This window comes from Bradyrhizobium sp. PUT101 (assembly GCF_052043945.1).
In the GTDB taxonomy this organism is placed as follows: Bacteria; Pseudomonadota; Alphaproteobacteria; order Rhizobiales; family Xanthobacteraceae; genus Bradyrhizobium.
In genome coordinates, this window is sequence record NZ_CP197207.1 from 2477957 (window position 1) to 2494315 (window position 16359).

19 protein-coding genes are annotated in these 16359 nt (G+C 62.8%); 4 read left to right on the forward strand and 15 right to left on the reverse strand.

The window, feature by feature from the left end; genetic code table 11:
* The first annotated feature begins 161 nt into the window (after positions 1 to 161).
* Positions 162 to 614 carry a SufE family protein gene (locus ACSHT2_RS12180; protein WP_440641773.1) on the forward strand — a complete coding sequence of 151 codons (453 nt, stop codon included), beginning with the start codon at positions 162 to 164 and terminating at the stop codon, positions 612 to 614.
* A gap of 13 nt (positions 615 to 627) precedes the next feature.
* On the opposite strand, the gene ACSHT2_RS12185 is transcribed toward ACSHT2_RS12180, so the two are convergent.
* The 7 genes from ACSHT2_RS12185 to nifA all read right to left on the reverse strand — a co-directional run bounded on the left by ACSHT2_RS12185 (position 628) and on the right by nifA (position 7982).
* Positions 628 to 981: a nitrogen fixation protein NifZ gene (locus ACSHT2_RS12185; protein WP_440641774.1), complete on the reverse strand. Its 354-nt coding sequence runs from the start codon at positions 979 to 981 to the stop codon at positions 628 to 630.
* Positions 978 to 2219, reverse strand: a complete 1242-nt coding sequence (locus ACSHT2_RS12190; RefSeq protein WP_440641775.1) for a cysteine desulfurase — start codon at positions 2217 to 2219, stop codon at positions 978 to 980. The genes ACSHT2_RS12185 and ACSHT2_RS12190 overlap by 4 nt, the downstream gene beginning before the upstream one ends.
* Positions 2220 to 2223: 4 nt before the next feature.
* Positions 2224 to 3543, reverse strand: a complete 1320-nt coding sequence (sufD, locus tag ACSHT2_RS12195; RefSeq protein WP_440641776.1) for a Fe-S cluster assembly protein SufD — start codon at positions 3541 to 3543, stop codon at positions 2224 to 2226.
* Positions 3544 to 3547: 4 nt separating this feature from the next.
* A complete protein-coding gene (gene sufC, locus ACSHT2_RS12200; protein ID WP_440641777.1) occupies positions 3548 to 4306 on the reverse strand; it encodes a Fe-S cluster assembly ATPase SufC in 759 nt (252 codons plus the stop codon).
* A gap of 34 nt (positions 4307 to 4340) precedes the next feature.
* Positions 4341 to 5837, reverse strand: a complete 1497-nt coding sequence (gene sufB / locus ACSHT2_RS12205) for a Fe-S cluster assembly protein SufB (RefSeq protein WP_440641778.1) — start codon at positions 5835 to 5837, stop codon at positions 4341 to 4343.
* A 63-nt stretch (positions 5838 to 5900) separates the two neighbouring features.
* Complete coding sequence (locus ACSHT2_RS12210) at positions 5901 to 6095, reverse strand: 4Fe-4S dicluster domain-containing protein (RefSeq protein ID WP_319334729.1); 195 nt, start codon at positions 6093 to 6095, stop codon at positions 5901 to 5903.
* A 147-nt stretch (positions 6096 to 6242) separates the two neighbouring features.
* Positions 6243 to 7982, reverse strand: coding sequence for a nif-specific transcriptional activator NifA (gene nifA, locus ACSHT2_RS12215; RefSeq protein WP_440641779.1), 1740 nt, complete (start codon positions 7980 to 7982; stop codon positions 6243 to 6245).
* Between the two features lie 93 nt (positions 7983 to 8075).
* Here nifA and ACSHT2_RS12220 point away from each other — a divergent pair, with 93 nt between their 5' ends.
* Complete coding sequence (locus tag ACSHT2_RS12220; protein WP_440641780.1) at positions 8076 to 8219, forward strand: hypothetical protein; 144 nt, start codon at positions 8076 to 8078, stop codon at positions 8217 to 8219.
* 18 nt (positions 8220 to 8237) lie between these two features.
* On the opposite strand, the gene ACSHT2_RS12225 is transcribed toward ACSHT2_RS12220, so the two are convergent.
* Positions 8238 to 9077 (reverse strand): SDR family NAD(P)-dependent oxidoreductase, encoded by an 840-nt coding sequence (locus ACSHT2_RS12225; RefSeq protein WP_440641781.1) that lies wholly within the window; start codon positions 9075 to 9077, stop codon positions 8238 to 8240.
* A 318-nt stretch (positions 9078 to 9395) separates the two neighbouring features.
* Here ACSHT2_RS12225 and ACSHT2_RS12230 point away from each other — a divergent pair, with 318 nt between their 5' ends.
* Both ACSHT2_RS12230 and ACSHT2_RS12235 read left to right on the forward strand, forming a co-directional pair.
* On the forward strand, positions 9396 to 10232 hold the full coding sequence (locus tag ACSHT2_RS12230; protein ID WP_440641782.1) for a xanthine dehydrogenase: 837 nt from the start codon (positions 9396 to 9398) through the stop codon (positions 10230 to 10232).
* Positions 10229 to 10447: a (2Fe-2S)-binding protein gene (locus tag ACSHT2_RS12235; RefSeq protein ID WP_440641783.1), complete on the forward strand. Its 219-nt coding sequence runs from the start codon at positions 10229 to 10231 to the stop codon at positions 10445 to 10447. Before ACSHT2_RS12230 ends, ACSHT2_RS12235 begins: the two co-directional genes overlap by 4 nt.
* Positions 10448 to 10674: 227 nt before the next feature.
* Here the strand turns inward: ACSHT2_RS12235 and ACSHT2_RS12240 are convergent, their stop codons facing one another.
* The 7 genes from ACSHT2_RS12240 to ACSHT2_RS12270 all read right to left on the reverse strand — a co-directional run bounded on the left by ACSHT2_RS12240 (position 10675) and on the right by ACSHT2_RS12270 (position 16222).
* The gene (locus tag ACSHT2_RS12240) at positions 10675 to 11370 is read right to left on the reverse strand and encodes an ABC transporter ATP-binding protein (RefSeq protein WP_124161889.1); all 696 of its coding nucleotides are present in this window, start codon (positions 11368 to 11370) and stop codon (positions 10675 to 10677) included.
* A complete protein-coding gene (locus tag ACSHT2_RS12245) occupies positions 11370 to 12119 on the reverse strand; it encodes an ABC transporter ATP-binding protein (RefSeq protein ID WP_440641784.1) in 750 nt (249 codons plus the stop codon). Before ACSHT2_RS12245 ends, ACSHT2_RS12240 begins: the two co-directional genes overlap by 1 nt.
* Positions 12116 to 13414, reverse strand: a complete 1299-nt coding sequence (locus tag ACSHT2_RS12250) for a branched-chain amino acid ABC transporter permease (RefSeq protein ID WP_440641785.1) — start codon at positions 13412 to 13414, stop codon at positions 12116 to 12118. The genes ACSHT2_RS12245 and ACSHT2_RS12250 overlap by 4 nt, the downstream gene beginning before the upstream one ends.
* A complete protein-coding gene (locus ACSHT2_RS12255; protein ID WP_440641786.1) occupies positions 13411 to 14358 on the reverse strand; it encodes a branched-chain amino acid ABC transporter permease in 948 nt (315 codons plus the stop codon). Before ACSHT2_RS12255 ends, ACSHT2_RS12250 begins: the two co-directional genes overlap by 4 nt.
* Before the next feature lie 109 nt (positions 14359 to 14467).
* Positions 14468 to 15700, reverse strand: coding sequence for a branched-chain amino acid ABC transporter substrate-binding protein (locus ACSHT2_RS12260; protein ID WP_440641787.1), 1233 nt, complete (start codon positions 15698 to 15700; stop codon positions 14468 to 14470).
* A 289-nt stretch (positions 15701 to 15989) separates the two neighbouring features.
* Positions 15990 to 16133: a hypothetical protein gene (locus ACSHT2_RS12265; protein WP_440641788.1), complete on the reverse strand. Its 144-nt coding sequence runs from the start codon at positions 16131 to 16133 to the stop codon at positions 15990 to 15992.
* A complete protein-coding gene (locus tag ACSHT2_RS12270; RefSeq protein WP_440641789.1) occupies positions 16130 to 16222 on the reverse strand; it encodes a hypothetical protein in 93 nt (30 codons plus the stop codon). Before ACSHT2_RS12270 ends, ACSHT2_RS12265 begins: the two co-directional genes overlap by 4 nt.
* Positions 16223 to 16359: the final 137 nt, after the last annotated feature.

Genomic DNA, 16359 nt, shown 5'->3' on the forward strand with positions numbered 1-16359 from the left:
CACATCATGTCGACATGTGCGTGCGCGGAGGGCTGTTCGAAACAAAACAATGCGTGTCGCGGCCAGACGGCATCGACCATGCATTTTCTTGCAGGGAAGCATCGCTCCGCGCCGCGGTATGGAGCTTGCTTGACGCATCTCACCAGTGCATCGAGGCGATCATGCAGTTTGAAACAAGATCTCAGCCAACGCCGATCGACGACATCATCGAGAACTTCTCGCTCCTCGAAGAGTGGGACGACCGCTACCGCTACGTCATCGAATTGGGCCGCAAGCTGACGCCCTTTCCGGACGAGCACCGGACGGACGCGAACAAGGTGCAGGGCTGCGTCAGCCAGGTCTGGCTTGCGACCACCATCGAGCACCGCGACGGGCGGCCGTTCCTCACCTTTGCCGGCGACAGCGATGCTCACATCGTCCGCGGCCTGGTCGCGATCCTGATCGCGCTGCTGTCGGGACGATCGGCCTCCGAGATCTCAGGGGAGAATCCCCTCGCCTTGTTCGAGCGGCTCGGGCTCGGCGAGCACCTGACGCCGCAGCGCTCGAACGGATTCCGATCGATGGTAGCGAGAACGCGCGCAGATGCGACGGCCGCGCTGGCGGAAGCCGTATGAAACCTGGAGAACGTCAGGCGACGTCGAACGCGGTTCCCATCCGCATCATCTCGTGGTCCGCCATGATGACGAACACCGACCGGGCCGTGAATTCGACCGTGTAGTAGACCTCGCCGAGAAAGCGCCAGCTCTCGCGCACAACGCCGGCATCGCCGGGGTGCACGAGCGGCTCGCCGACATCCTTGTGCGGATACATGCCGTCGTTCCTGATCAGCGCCGCGGCGCGGATCGGTTCACCGACCGAGAACTCGCCGGTGAAGCGCCGCTCCATGTTCCGCGCCGTTCGGCGACGATGGGCATCGCAGACGATGCGGGCAACTGGCCGCGGCTTGACGGGACGTGGCCTGGTGCCGATCTGCTCGCTCATGAGAGCAGCTCCTGGGCCTTGGTCAGGGCCTCGACCAGCGCGTCGACCTCCTCCAAGGTGTTGTAGAGCGCGAACGAAGCGCGGCAGGTGGCGGTCACGCCGAAGCGGTCGAGCAGCGGCATTGCGCAATGGGTTCCAGCGCGTACCGCGACGCCGGAGCGATCGATCAGGGTCGCAACGTCGTGGGCGTGGGCGCTCTTCATCTCGAATGACACGATCGCGCCCTTGTCGGCGGCGGCCCCGATGATCCGCAGCGAATTGATCCCGCGCAGCCGTTTCTCGGCATAGGCAAGCAGGCTCCTCTCGTGCCTGCGGATCCGCTCCTTGCCGATCGATTCGACATAGTCGATGGCGGCGCCGAGGCCGATGGCCTGCACGATCGGCGGCGTGCCGGCCTCGAAGCGATGCGGCGGTTCACCATAGGTGACGGCATCGCGCGAGACTTCGCGGATCATCTCGCCGCCGCCGTTGAAGGGCGGCATGGCCGCCAGATGCTCATACTTGCCGTAGAGCGCGCCGATGCCGGTCGGCCCGTACAGCTTGTGCCCGGTGACGACGTAGAAGTCGCAGCCGATGTCGCGCACATCGACATCCATGTGGACCGCGCCTTGCGAACCGTCGACCAGGACGGGAATCCCGCGGGCATGCGCGAGCCGGACGATCTCCTTGACCGGAACGACACTGCCCAGCACGTTCGACATCTGGGTGACTGCGACCAGCTTGGTCTTTGCGCTCAAGAGCTTCTCGAACTCGTCGATCAGGAAATTGCCCTCATCGTCGACCGGAGCCCATCTGATCACGGCCCCCTGCCGTTCGCGCAGGAAGTGCCATGGCACGATATTGGCGTGGTGCTCCATGATCGAGAGTACGATCTCGTCGCCCTCGCCGATCCTTTCGCGACCGAACGTCTGCGCCACGAGATTGATCGCCTCCGTGGCCCCGCGGGTGAAGATGATCTCCTCGCGCCGCTCTGCATTGAGAAAGCGGGCAATCCTATCGCGCGCGCCTTCATAAGCTTCGGTGGCGGCATTGGCGAGATAATGCAGGCCACGGTGCACGTTGGCGTATTCGCTGGTATAGGCCTGCGTCAGCCGGTCAAGCACGGCATTGGGCTTCTGGGCCGAGGCGGCATTGTCCAGATAGACCAGCTTCCTGCCATGCACCTGCGTCGACAGGATTGGAAAGTCCTGGCGGACGCGATTTACGTCGTAACTTCCGTTGGCGACCGCCGGATGCATGGAACTAATCCCGCCCCTCGAGCCAGTTGAGCAATACCTGCGTCAATGCCTCGCGCAGATCGTCGCGCGCGACGGCGTCGATCACCTCGCCGACAAAGGCTTGGATCAGCAGCGCCTCGGCTTCCTTTTCCGGAATGCCGCGCGCCATCAGAAAAAACTTCAACTGATCGTCCAGCGCGCCCGTGGTGGTGCCGTGTCCGCACTGAACGTCGTCGGCGAAAATCTCGAGCTCCGGCTTGCAATTGGCGACGGCCTCGTCGGACAGGAGCAGCGCCCTCGCCATCATCCTGGCATCGGTCTGCTGCGCGCCGGGCTGCACCGTGATCCTGCCCTGGAACACGGCCCGAGCCTCATCGTCCACGACCGCCTTGAAGACCTCCCGGCTCTGCGAAGCAGCGGCGACATGGTCGACGACGAGCGTGGTATCTGCATGTTGGCGGCCGGCCAGAAGGCTTCCCTGATGCACATTGGCGACGGCACCCTCACCCGCCAGCTTCACAAAGAGCTGATTGCGCACCACGGCACCACCGATGGTGAAGCCGAAGTTGCGATAGCTCGCGCCCGCCCCTGTCGAGGCCTCGAGCGTCGAGATATGCAGCGCAGCTGCGCCTTCGCCGGTGATCGTGACGTGGTCCAGACGGGCCCTGTCTCCGACATCCACCTGCAAGGCCACATTGACCTGGTAATCTGACTGATCCGGGCCCTCGTGGGTCTCGACGAGCGTGAGGGCCGCACCGCTGCCGAGATCCAGTCGCGACCGTGTGAACATCGCCGCGGGCGCGCCGCCCGTAGTCACGAAGACGAGATGGATCGGCCGCTCGACGACGACGCCGGGGGCGACCGTGATCACGACACCGTCGGCGGCGAATGCGGTGTTGAGCGCAGCGACCGGATCGCTTCCGGTCATGTCGAGCGGAAGAACCATTTCGTCCGCCGCCAGTGCTTCGGCCGTCGCGCGAACGACGACGCCGGGTTCGAGCCCGGCGAGATCGGAGAGTTCGGGCGCGAAGGCGCCGTCGACGATCAGCAGCCGCCGGAGGTCGAGGCCGCCGAAGACCGCACCCGCCTCGTGAGCGACGCTCCCGGCTGCCGCATCGGAGCGCGAAGCCAACGGCTTGGCATCACGCAACAGGCGCCGCAGGTCAGTATACTTCCAGTTCTCGATCCGGGAATGCGGCAGGCCTTGCGCCGCGAAGCGGTCGAAGGCATCGCGCCGGACCGCCCCGACCTTGTGCCCGCCGGGCAGACTCTCGCGCGCGGCCGCGAACAGATCGACGAAACCGACCTCGGCGGCGGTCTTGACGGGACGGATCTCGGCATTCATGGGATCACGCCGCCTCGCTCTGATACTGCGCGTAGCCCGTCGCCTCCAGTTCGAGCGCGAGCTCCTTGCCGCCGGTCTTGACGATGCGGCCCGCAGACAGCACATGCACGACGTCAGGCACGATGTAGTCGAGCAGCCGCTGATAGTGCGTGATCACGATCATGCCGCGATCGGCCGCACGCAGGCGATTGACGCCGTCGGCGACGATGCGTAGCGCGTCGATGTCGAGGCCGGAATCGGTCTCGTCCAGCACGCAAAGTTTGGGCTCCAGCAGCGCCATTTGAAGCGTCTCGTTGCGCTTCTTTTCGCCACCCGAGAAGCCGACATTGAGCGGTCGCTTCAGCATCTCGGGGTCGATGCTGAGCTGCTTGGCGAGCTCGCGCACCCGCTTCAGCACGTCGGGCGAAGACAATTCCTCTTCGCCACGCTTCTTGCGCTGGGCATTGAGCGCCGTCCGCAGGAACGTCAGTGTTGCGACACCGGGAATTTCGAGCGGGTATTGGAAGGCCAGGAACAGCCCTTTTGCCGCCCGCTCGTCCGGGTCCATGGCAAGGAGATCCTCGCCGTTGAAGAACACCTCGCCACCGGTGATCTCGTAGCCCGGCTTGCCCGACAGCACATAGGACAGCGTCGACTTGCCGGCGCCGTTCGGACCCATGATGGCGTGGATCTCGCCCTTGTTGACGGTGAGGTCGAGCCCGTTGAGAATCTGGCGGCCGTCGATCTCGGCCTTGAGCCCGCGGATATCGAGGAGCGCCGTCATCACACTTCTCCTTGCCTGGTAGGTCCAAAGACAGTCATCCGACGCTCCCTTCGAGCGAGATCGAGATCAGCTTCTGCGCTTCCACCGCGAATTCCATCGGCAGCTGCTGCAGCACGTCCTTGACGAAGCCGTTGACGACGAGGCCGACCGCCTCCTCCTGCGAAAGCCCGCGCTGGATGCAGTAGAACAGCACGTCCTCGGAGATCTTCGAGGTCGTCGCCTCGTGCTCGAACGTCGCCGACGAGTTCTTCGCCTCGATGTACGGCACGGTGTGCGCGCCGCATTTGTCGCCGATCAGCAGCGAATCGCAGGCCGTGAAGTTGCGCGCGCCGGTTGCCTTGCGGTGTGCCGTCACCAGTCCACGATAGGTGTTCTGCGACTTGCCGGCGGCGATGCCCTTGGAGATGATCCGGCTCGTCGTGTTCTTGCCGAGATGGATCATCTTGGTGCCGCTATCGACCTGCTGATAGCCGTTCGAGATCGCGATCGAGTAGAACTCGCCGCGGGAATTGTCGCCGCGCAGGATGCAGCTCGGATATTTCCAGGTGATGGCAGAGCCGGTCTCGACCTGGGTCCAGGAGATCTTGGAATTGTTGCCGCGGCAGTCGCCACGCTTGGTGACGAAATTGTAGATGCCGCCCTTGCCTTCCGAATTGCCGGGATACCAGTTCTGCACCGTCGAATATTTGATCTCGGCGTCGTCATGCGCGACGAGCTCGACCACGGCGGCGTGCAGCTGGTTCTCGTCGCGCTGCGGCGCGGTGCAGCCTTCGAGATAGGAGACGTAGGAGCCCTTGTCGGCGATGATCAGCGTGCGCTCGAACTGGCCGGTGTTGCGCTCGTTGATGCGGAAATAGGTCGACAGCTCCATCGGGCAGCGCACGCCCGGCGGCACGTAGACGAACGAGCCGTCGGAGAACACCGCCGAGTTCAGCGTCGCGTAGAAATTGTCCGAGGTCGGAACCACGGAGCCGAGATATTTCTGCACCAATTCAGGGTGCTCGCGGATCGCCTCCGAGATCGGCATGAAGATCACGCCGGCCTTCTTCAACTCGGCCTTGAACGTGGTCGCAACCGACACCGAATCGAAGACGGCATCGACCGCGATCTTGCGGCGGGCCGGGTCTTCCTCCCCCACCTTCGGCTCGACGCCTTCGAGCATGGCGACTTCCCGCAAGGGGATGCCGAGCTTCTCGTACGTCTTCAGGATCTCCGGATCGATCTCGTCGAGCGAGGACACCGTCTTCTTCGGCTTCGGCGCCGAATAGTAATAGAGATCCTGGAAGTCGATCTTGGGATAGTCGACACGGGCCCAGGTCGGCTCAGTCATGGTCAGCCAGCGCCGATAGGCTTCCAGCCGCCACTGCAGCATCCAGGCGGGCTCGTTCTTCTTCTCGGAGATGAACCTGACGGTGTCTTCCGACAGCCCCTTGGGGGCCTTGTCGGACTCGATCAGGGTCTCAAACCCATAACGATACTGATCGACGTCGATGTCGCGAACCCGTTCGATGGTTTCCTGAACCGCCGCCATCTATCACTCCGTCCGCGAATGAGATTTCCAGTCCGCCACCCTCGACCGCATCATGGAGGCGCCTCAGGCCGGGATGCAGGTGTCGGGCACCGGACAGACGGCCGCGCATTGCGGTGCGTCGAAACTTCCTTCGCACTCCGTGCACTTCTTGGGATCGATGATGTACATGTCGCGCTTGAGGCTGATCGCGGCGTTCGGGCACTCGAACTCACATGCGCCGCAAACCGTGCATTGCGAGGCGACAATCTTGTAAGACATGTGTTCCGACTCCTTGAGCAGACGATGCCGTCGGACACCTTCTTTCAAGCGCCGTGCCAACCCTGAAAGGCCTGAAATTCAAGCGTAATTTTGCGCGAGGCCGGTTGTCGTGGCCCCGACAGCATGTCGCATCTGCGACAGTCGTCGTCAGAGCCGCTTGACCTCGATGCCGTGCTTCTTCAGCGCGTATCCGATTTGCCGCGGCGTCAGGCCGAGCAGGCGCGCAGCCTTGGCCTGGACCCAGCCGGATTTCTCCATGGCCGCGATGACGCTCTCGCGCTCGGCCACGCTCCCGCTCAGCGACAGGGGAGAAGCGCTCGCCGCCGGCGACACCGGCTCAACAGCCGACGGAGAGCCGCCGACGCCCCCCTCTCGCGCAGCGGAGGCCGGAAGGACCGAGAGTGGCACGATGGGCAACGAGCGCTGCGCCACGCCCTCGGATGCGCCGTTCCACAACATGGCCGACAGGCACTGGCTGTGACAGCACGCGAAATCGTTCCTGACGATCTCCGGGCCTGGTGCCAGTGTCGCCGTGCGCTGCACGCAATTCTCGAGCTCCCGCACGTTGCCCGGAAAACCGCAGCTCATCAGGACCTCGATCGCATGCCGATCGAAGGACAGCGCACGGCCATTCTCGGTGTTGAAGTTCTTCAGGAACTCGTTGGCAAGCAGCGGAATATCGGTGCGCCGCTCGCGCAGCGGCGGCAGCATCATCGGGACCACGCTGATTCGGTAATAGAGGTCGGCACGAAATTCGTTGCGCGCGACGGCTTCTTCCAGGTTGCGGTTGGTCGCTGCGATGACGCGAACATCGACCTTGATGGTCTGGTTGCCACCCACGCGCTCGAACTCCTGCTCCTGGAGCACGCGCAGGAGCTTGGCCTGGAACGACGCGGATATCTCACCGATCTCGTCCAGGAACAGAGTGCCCTTGTCGGCCAGCTCGAACCTGCCCTTCCGTGAATTGAGCGCACCGGTGAAGGCGCCCTTCTCATGGCCGAACAGCTCGGACTCCAGCACCGATTCCGGCAGAGCCGCGCAGTTGATCTTGATGAACGGACGCTTGGCTCGCGGCGAAAGTTCGTGAATGGCCTTCGCGATCAGCTCCTTGCCGGTGCCGGATTCACCCCGCAGCAGGACAGTCGAGTTCGACTTGGCCACGACGGCGATCTTTTCCAGCAGCCCACGCAGCGCCGGACTGTCACCGATGATGCCTTCGACGTGAACCTTGCGACGATCGCGAGCCGGCTTGAGCTCGGATAGTTCCTTCTGAAGGCGGTAGCTCTCATGCATCAGCCGTTCGCGATCCTGCGCGACGATCCGATGCAGCTTCACGGTCTGGCCAACGAGATTGGCGACCATCGTCAGCAGACGCACGTCGGAATCGAGCCGGTACATCGATCGCTCGTCCCAGATCCTGTCGACGGTCAGGGTGCCTACGACATTGGCATCGATGCGGATCGGGACGCCGATGAAAGACACGCGGATCGTCTCCGAGGCTCCGAGGGTCTCCACGTCCGCCGGGCTGAAGGCGGGATGGGTGGCAATATTTTCTGCAACCAGCGGCATTGCGGTCGCGACGATCTGATCAACAGCCTTCTGCGGCAACCGCCCGCGATAGCGTTCGTCACTGCCTTCGCTCCATCCGGCTCCGACCGCGAGGTCGGGAATGCCGTCGTCGGCGAGTAGCGCGACCACGCCGTGGCGCATCTGGAGAAAGGATTGCAGGAGATTGACGACGTTCGCGAGCGTCGTCTCCAGCCGCGTTGGCGCCGTCAGAATTTTCGAGATTTCGAAGATGCCGGTCAGCGCGATCTCACTGAGCGGTACGATCGGTGCCGTCTGATCGGCCCTGTGTCGTTCAACCGACGGAGCAGCATTCAGCATGACGGAATCTCCGTTGCCTGTTAGATCCTCCCGGCCGCGTTCTCTGGAATTTGTCTTATTCTCATTCATGTCGTGTCGAGAGTCGCGCTCAACTTGTCGGCATTGCTGCAAAAAGATTCCGTCGCACTTGCACGCTTTGTCATCCGCTTCACGGAATTTGCCATCGGGATACGCGACATGCTCAAGATCGAGGTCGCCGCATTGATCCAGCGCAAATCCGCGAAACTTCTTCCGTGACGGACCGCCGCCCCCTGACTACACGTGCTGCCCTCCGTTGATCGGTACTTCCGCACCTGTGACGTAGCTGGCCGCATCGGAGCACAGGAAGAAGATCACCTTCGCGACCTCGTCCGGCGTGCCCACGCGATGCAACGGGATGATCGGCGCAAGTTGAGCCTCGGTCGCCGGCGACAGGATGTCGGTCTTGATCTCGCCTGGCGCGATCGCGTTGACGCGAATTCCGAACGGCGCGTAGTCGTGCGCCATCTCGCGTGTCAGGCATGCAAGCGCTGCCTTCGACGTCGCGTAGGCGGTGCCGGCAAAGGGATGCACCCGGGAGCCCACGATCGAGGTGACATTGACGATCGCGCCGGCGGCTCGCTTCAGCTCATCGACCAGCCCCTGCGCGAAAAGAACCGGTGCGAGCAGGTTGACGTGGAACACGCTCATCCAGGTTTCGACCGGCGTCGTCAGCGAGTTCATCCGCGTGCCGTCGGCAGCCTTGGGCGAAATGCCCGCGTTGTTGATCAGTGCATGCAGCGGCCCGCCGTTGAGCCGCTCCCTGATCTCGGCGACGGCCCGGGGCAGCGCGCGATGGTCGCTCAATTCGACCTGCACATGGTTGTCCGTCCCGGCGTCCCAGGGACATCGACCGGTGTCGAATGGCTGCCGCGAGCAGGTGATGATGCGCCAGCCGGCTTCGGAGAACAGCTTTCCCGTTGCATGGCCGATTCCTCGGGACGCGCCAGTCAGCACGAGCGTTTTCCGCTCGCCACTTTGTGCTCGCGACCTGTCGCCATGAAACGGGCACAGTGCGACGTCGGGTGCCGACGTGCCACCCGGTGCACTATCGCGATCCAGAAGATCGAGTGCCACCAAAACTCCTCACCGCGTCCGCACCGGACGCCAGACAATGACGATAGAAGCAACTTTGCAGGAATTGGGCCACACCCTGCCGCCCAATCGCTGCAGTTTTCGCGACCGAATGTCGACTTCGCGACACGCTGCAAGGTTCACAACACGCGCATGTTCGCTTTCGGACCAGGCGGCGCCATTACGGTGCGTTTCTCCTTTCTGAATGCTGGCCAGCAGTTGAGAGCTGTTTTTCAATCATTCCAAATGGCCCGGCTCTTGCTCATCCTGTTCCAAGCTTGATCGCGCCTTGCTGCACTTACTCCGCAAACGTAGTTTCAGATGCCCCAGCCGAACGACCATCGACCCTTTGCCGTTATCCTCGGCACCAATGAGATCGCATCTGCGATCGGCCTGCAGCTCGTGCGCATTGGATATTGTGTCGTACTCTCCCACGACCCCGATCCTCCGGTGATCCGGCGCAAGATGGCCTTTCACGACGCGCTCTTCACCGATACTGCGCAGCTCGAGGACGTCGTCGCCGAGCGCGTCGACGACGGCGTGCAGGTCTACCAGGCGCTCCGCCGGCCGGCGCAAATCCTGGTCACCTGGCTTGGCCTACTCGACCTACTTCCGGTCCGCCACATTGACCTCCTGATCGATGCGCGACTGCAGAAGCGCCGGGTTACGCCCGATCTGAGGCGGCTCGCCCGGCTCGCTATCGGGCTGGGCCCCGGATTCTCGTCGAACTCCAATTGCGACATCGCGGTGGAGACCCGGCCCGGCAAGATCGGGCTTGTCGCCGACGCGCGCTGGACCGACACTGCCGATGGCATTGCAAGTTCACTGGGCGATGTGGGCGCAGAACGGTTCGTCTATTCGCCGTTCGCAGGGCGATGGCACACGCCGGTCGAGATCGGCACCCGCGTTTACAAGGGTCTCGTGCTCGGCCACCTTTCCGGCGTTCCCGTGCTCGCGCCGCGCGACGGAGTTCTGCGCGGCATCGCTCGCGACGGCAGTGAAGTTCCGGCTGGCGTCAAGCTGCTGGAGATCGATCCGCGCGGGCGGGACGCCCAGTGGACCGGAACGGATCAGCGCGGGCGCGCTATTGCCAACGCAACGGCCGCCGCGGTCAGGTCCCACACCGCACATCGCATCGCGCAGCGGAATCCAGCATGATCGTCTGCTCCTGCAACATCATCAGCGATCACGACATCAGGGGTGCGGTCGGCTCGACTGACGACGAACTCTTTTCGGCTGCACAAGTCTACGACTGCCTGGGCTGCACCGTCAGGTGCGGGCGATGTTCGCAATCCGTACGGCAGATCCTCGAGGAACGGCCGCCGCGCTGCGGACGCTACGCGGGAATGTCAGAGAGTTACTCCCAACCATAGCGAGCCTCGTATCTGGAGTGCATCCAAGCGATCTTGGAATTGGCGACCGGCTGGGCACGGTCTATCTATGCGACCCGTTCCTCGTTCACGGTGCGCAGCCTCGCCGAGGCAAGCAGCCGCGCCTCATGGCGCAGCCGCCGCTGCTTCCGACCGGCGCTCTCGTCCATGCGCTGGCGCGATCTCCGGTCAAGATTGCCATTCGTGGATCGTGCGGGGCTGGCGTCAGATCACACCTCCAGCCACTCCTGGCGCACTGCAGCGTTCAACTTGAGCTCGTCCGGCGTACCTTCGAAGACGACGCGGCCGTGTCCCATGATGTAGAGGCGCTTCGAGATTCGCATTGCGATCGAAAGCTTCTGCTCGACCAGAAGGATTGCGACACCCGCTTCCGCGATCCGGGTAATGAGATCGCCGACCTGTTGCACGATCAGGGGGGCGAGTCCCTCGGTGGGCTCGTCGATCATGATAAGATCGGGATCACCCATGAGCGTCCGGCAGGTGGTCAGCATCTGTTTCTCGCCGCCCGAGAGGACCCCAGCCGGCGTGTCGGCGCGCGCAGCAAGATTCGGAAACATGTCGAGCATATCCTGCAGCCGCCATTTCCCCGGCCGTCGCGTGTCCTTGACGCCAAGCAGCAGATTCTGCCGAACTGTCAGGCTCGGGAAGATATCGCGATGTTCGGGAACGTAGCCGAGACCAAGGCGCGCGATCTTGTAGCTTGGCAGGCCGGCAATGTTCTTGCCCTTGAAGCGGATCGTACCCTGCGGACTGACCTCGCCCATGATGGCCTTGACCGTAGTCGACCGGCCGACGCCGTTGCGACCGAGCAGGCTCACCACTTCGCCGGCAGCGACGTCGAGGTCGACGCCCTGGAGAATGTGGCTCTTGCCGTAATAGGCGTGGAGATTCCTGACCTCCAGCATCAGTGCGCCTCCTCACCGAGATAGGCTTCCTTGACCTTCGGATCGCGCCGGATCTCCTCAGGCGTGCCGGATGCGATGATATGACCGTAGACCAGCACCGAGATGCGGTCGGCGAGTCCGAATACGACGCTCATGTCGTGTTCGACGATGACCAGTGTGCGACCTTCGGTCAGGCGCCGGATCAGGGACACCGCACGCTCCGTTTCGGCATGGCTCATTCCGGCAGTCGGCTCATCAAGCATGACGACGGTCGCGCCGCCTGCGATCGTGACGCCGATCTCGAGCTCGCGCTGCTCGGCGTATGTCAAAAGGCCGGCCGGGACGTCGCGCCGGTGCGTGAGGTGAATGTCTTCCAGAATCCGGGCGGTCTGCTCGCGGACTTCGGGCAGATTGTCCACGTTCTTCCAGAACGCATAGCGATGCCCTGTGGCCCACAACACGGCACAGCGAACGTTTTCCCATACAGTCATGCGGGCGAACACGTTCGTCACCTGGAACGAGCGCGACAAGCCGCGCCGGTTGATCTCGAACGGCTGCAGGCCGGAGATCACGTCGCCATTGAGCCGGACCTCACCCGAAGTCGGCTTGATATGCCCACTGATCAGATTGAACGTCGTCGACTTCCCCGCGCCGTTCGGACCGATGATGGCGTGCCGTTCGCCCTGCGCGATGCTGAGGTTCAGGTCGCGAATGATGCCAACGTTGCCGAAGCGCTTCTCGACGGCGCGGACTTCGATGGCTGCAGTCATGCCAGATACCCCCGATCGCGCGCGACCATGGCCGCCCGATCCCATGCTTCGCCAATCCGCCGCCACGTCAATCGCGCGATGACGAAACCACCGGCCACGAGAACCGCTGCGGCAATCCAGGTGGCTGGAGACTTGGGATTGAAGGCAATGCCGAACAGGTTGATCGCATTGTCCTCCCCGCCGGAATGACGCGCGATCGTCTCGATCACCAGAATGACGCCGCAACCGAGCGCCACGGTCGGCACGATCGCGACGAGATAGGATGGAATGACCGTCCATAACGTTCCGGCGCGAAGCAGCGGCCGATGCATCATCAGCAGCCCGGCAATGCCGCCGGGCGAGAACATCACGATGCCGATGAAGATGATGCCGAAGTAAAGCTGCCAGACGCTGGTGACGCTGGTCAGCCCGAGTTGCAGGTAGGTCACCAGGATTGCGCCGAGGATCGGCCCGAAGAAATATGCGGTGCCGCCGATGAAGGTCGCGAACAGCACGAGGCCGGACTGGATCGCACCGAGATAGGCCGAGTTCGCGATTTCGAAACTGATCGCGGCAAGCCCTCCGGCAATGCCGGCGAAGAACCCTGCGAAGCAATACGCGAGATAGCGGACCACGTGAGGGTCGTAGCCTATGAACTGGACGCGCTCGGGATTGTCACGGACGGCATTGCTGATCCGCCCCAACGGGGTTCGGGTCAGTGCGTACATTGCGATCGCCGATACCACCAGCCAGAACGCGATCAGATAGTAGACCTGGATCTGCGGCCCGAAGGTCCAGCCGAACATGCGCGGCAGCGCTGTGCGGTCCGTCGTGATGCCGGCTTCGCCGCCGAAGACCGACCGGAGGATCAGAGACGAAGACGCCACCAGTTCGCCGATGCCCAGCGAGATCATGGCGAACACGGTACCGGCACGCTTGGTCATGAGCCAGCCGACGAGGATGGCGAACGCAAGGCCACCGAGGCCGCCGAACAGCGGGATGAATGGAAGCGGGATCGGCCAGCCGTGGGAGACGACTGCGTTCATCATATGGCAGGCCGCGAAGCCGCCGAGGCCGTAGTGTACGGCATGGCCGAACGACAACAATCCGGTCTGTCCAAGCAGGATGTTGTAAGAGAGCGCGAACACGATCGCGATCCCGATCAGGCTGAAGGACGTGAGGGAGCCGCCGGAGGAGAACACCAGCGGCAGCACGATAAGGATGATCACGCCGGCCAGCCAGATGCCGTAGAAGCGCATGTTCTCGCCGGCGGCGTTCGCTGAGGGTCCCGATACCGATGTCGTTGCCGTAGTCATGATTCGCGCGTCCCCATCAGGCCCATGGGGCGAACGATCAGGATGATGACCAGCAGAAGATAGGGAATGATCGGCGCGACCTGTGCGATCGTGACGTTCCAGATGTCGGCAAGAGCGGAAGGTCCCCCCGATGAATCGAGCGGACCGAAGACGCTGGCCAGCGAGCCATTCAACGCGACTGCAAAAGTCTGCACCAGGCCGATGACGAGCGAGGCGACAAAGGCGCCGGGCAAGGAGCCGAGGCCGCCAAAGACGATGACCACGAACAGGATAGGCCCGAGCGAGGCCGCCATGTCGGACTGCGTCACCAGTGCGGGTCCGGCTATGACACCGGCAAGGCCTGCCAGCGCACTGCCCACACCGAACACCACCATGAACACGCGCCCCACGTTGTGGCCGAGGTGTCCGACCATATGAGGATGCGTCAGCGCCGCCTGCACGATCAGACCGACCCTGGTACGCTTCAGCACCAGCAATAGCGCGACGAAGATAGCGACCGATACCGCGAGCATGAAGATCTTGTAGGCGGGATAGTTGGTGGAGAAGATCGTAAAGGCGGGGAAGTCGAGCAGTGCCGGCACGCGATAGTCGACCGGGCTCCTGCCCCAAATCATCGATACGATCTCTTCGATCGCGAATGCGAGGCCAAAGGTCAGCAGTAATTCCGCGACATGACCGTGCTTGTGGGTGTTGCGCAGGCCATAGCGTTCTACCACCATGCCGATCGCACCGACCAGCAGCGGGGCGAGCACGAAAGCCGGCCAGAACCCGATCCATTTCGTCAATTGATAACCGAAGAAGGCGCCAAGCATGTAGAAGCTGGCGTGGGCGAAGTTGAGTACGCCCATCATGCTGAAGATGACCGTCAGCCCACTCGACAGCAGAAACAGCAGCATGCCGAACAGCACACCGTTCAGGGTCGAAATAACAATGAGTTCAAGCACAGCACACTCGTGAACTATCCGAGGCGGAGCCCCGGTTTCCATCCAGGAAGCGTTTCGGCCGCCGCCTGCCCGCAACGAGAATGCTGCGGGCTGGCGGCGTGTGTGGCCGTTACGGTCGCGTCATCTTGCAGGTCGTGGAGACCATGGCCTGGGGGGTATCGACCTTGGTGACCAGATGCCAGCCCCAACCGGTGTTCTCCTCGTCGAACGGCTCGTTCGCGGCAAGCTTGCCGAAGGAGGAGATGTAGATCGGCTGGAAGAACTGATGGTCATCCTTGCGCATGAAGCCGGTACCGCCATCAAGGACCTCGAGCTTCAGGTCCTCGAGCGCCGCCGCTACCTTCACGGGCTCGATTGAGTTGGCCTTCTCTGCCGCGGCCTTGAACATGCGCATCTCGTTGACCGCACGCGGATACCAAAGCGACATGTTGACCTTGGCACGGAAGGCTTTCTCGTAATCCATCGCGGCCTGGTGGCCCGAATTGGCAAAACCTTCGGTCAGCTGGAACACCTGATGGTCGAGACCCGTCTGCTTGATCGCGGTCGGCCCACCGGCGCCACCGGCATAGTAAGTGTACCAATTGACCTTCAGACCAGCATCAGCGGCGGCCTTGAGCAGCAGTGCGATGTCCTGACCCCAGTTGCCCGTAATGACGCTGTCGGCACCGGAAGCCTTGATCTTGGCGATGTAGGGCGAGAAGTCCGTGACTTTGAGCAGCGGATGCAGCTCGTCGCCGACGATCTGGATGTCAGGCCGCTTCGCAGTCAACATTTTGCGCGCATCGCTGCGTACCGACTGGCCGAACGAATAGTCCTGGTTGATCAGGTACACCTTCTTGATCGAAGCGACGTTCTTGATGTAGCTGGTGAGCGCCTCCATCTTGATGTCCGAGCTGGCATCCCAGCGGAAATGCCAATAGCTGCACTTCTCGTTGGTCATGGCCGGATCGACGGCAGCATAGTTGAAGTAGAGCACTTCCTTGCCGGGATTACGCGTATTGTATTTCGTGACGAAATCCTCGAGCGCCAGGCCGACGGATGAACCGTTGCCTTGTGTAATGTAACGAACCCCAGCGTCGATCGCCTTCTGGGCCTGCACCAGCGTCTCTTGCGGATTGGTCTTGTTGTCGAAGGGGACGATCTCGACTTTTCGGCCGAGAATGCCGCCCTTGGCGTTGATCTCCTCGGCCAGATACTGGAATGTCTTCAGACCACCCTCGCCCACGCTGGCTCCGCCTCCGGACAGCGGGTCGATGTAGCCGAGCTTGATCGTGTCCTCCGCCCGCGCCGCGGAGCCGAGCATCGGAGCGATCACGGCCAGGGTCCAAATCAGTTTACGCATTATGTTTCCTCCTAATCCTCGACTTTAGTCGATGCGTGCATGCGCGTATCGCGGCAAAGTTTGGATGGACACTGAGCAGAATAAACTCTGGCTGACAAGCTCGACCCGGCATAGCTCAGGCCGCAGATACGGCAAAATGTGAAGGCGCCAGGCGGATTTGGGCCAAGAGGTTCCCGCGCCCGGCCATCGCTACGCTCGGGCATATCAATGTGATCGCCGGCCAGGGGGTTGCCGCCGGCTTCGACATGCCGACCGATGCGTGTCCCCGCTCCGAGCGCGCGAGCCCCCGCTACAGCGCGGCATAGGTGCCACGCTGGTAGACGGGCAAGGCGCGACGACCGGCTGCGCCGCGTCCGGTCGCGGTTGTTGCTCCTGAATTTGCCGACACCGGCACCTGGTGCGGGATCAGGTAGATCATGACCAGGCCATTCACGGGATCCGCCTGCCACCGGGTGCCGAACTCGGGATCCACCGCGAGATCGGGTCGGCCAGCGCGATCCTGCCCTGCTCGACAAGCGTCAACGCCGCGACCGAGGTGATCGGCTTGGATCATCGAGGCAGTGCGGCGGTCGCACCAGCGCTCGCACCCGCAGGAAGCCGCGCTGAATTCCGCCTGGCGGGCGGCTTCAAGTCTGGAGGTCGCTGCCTGCTCCTACTGT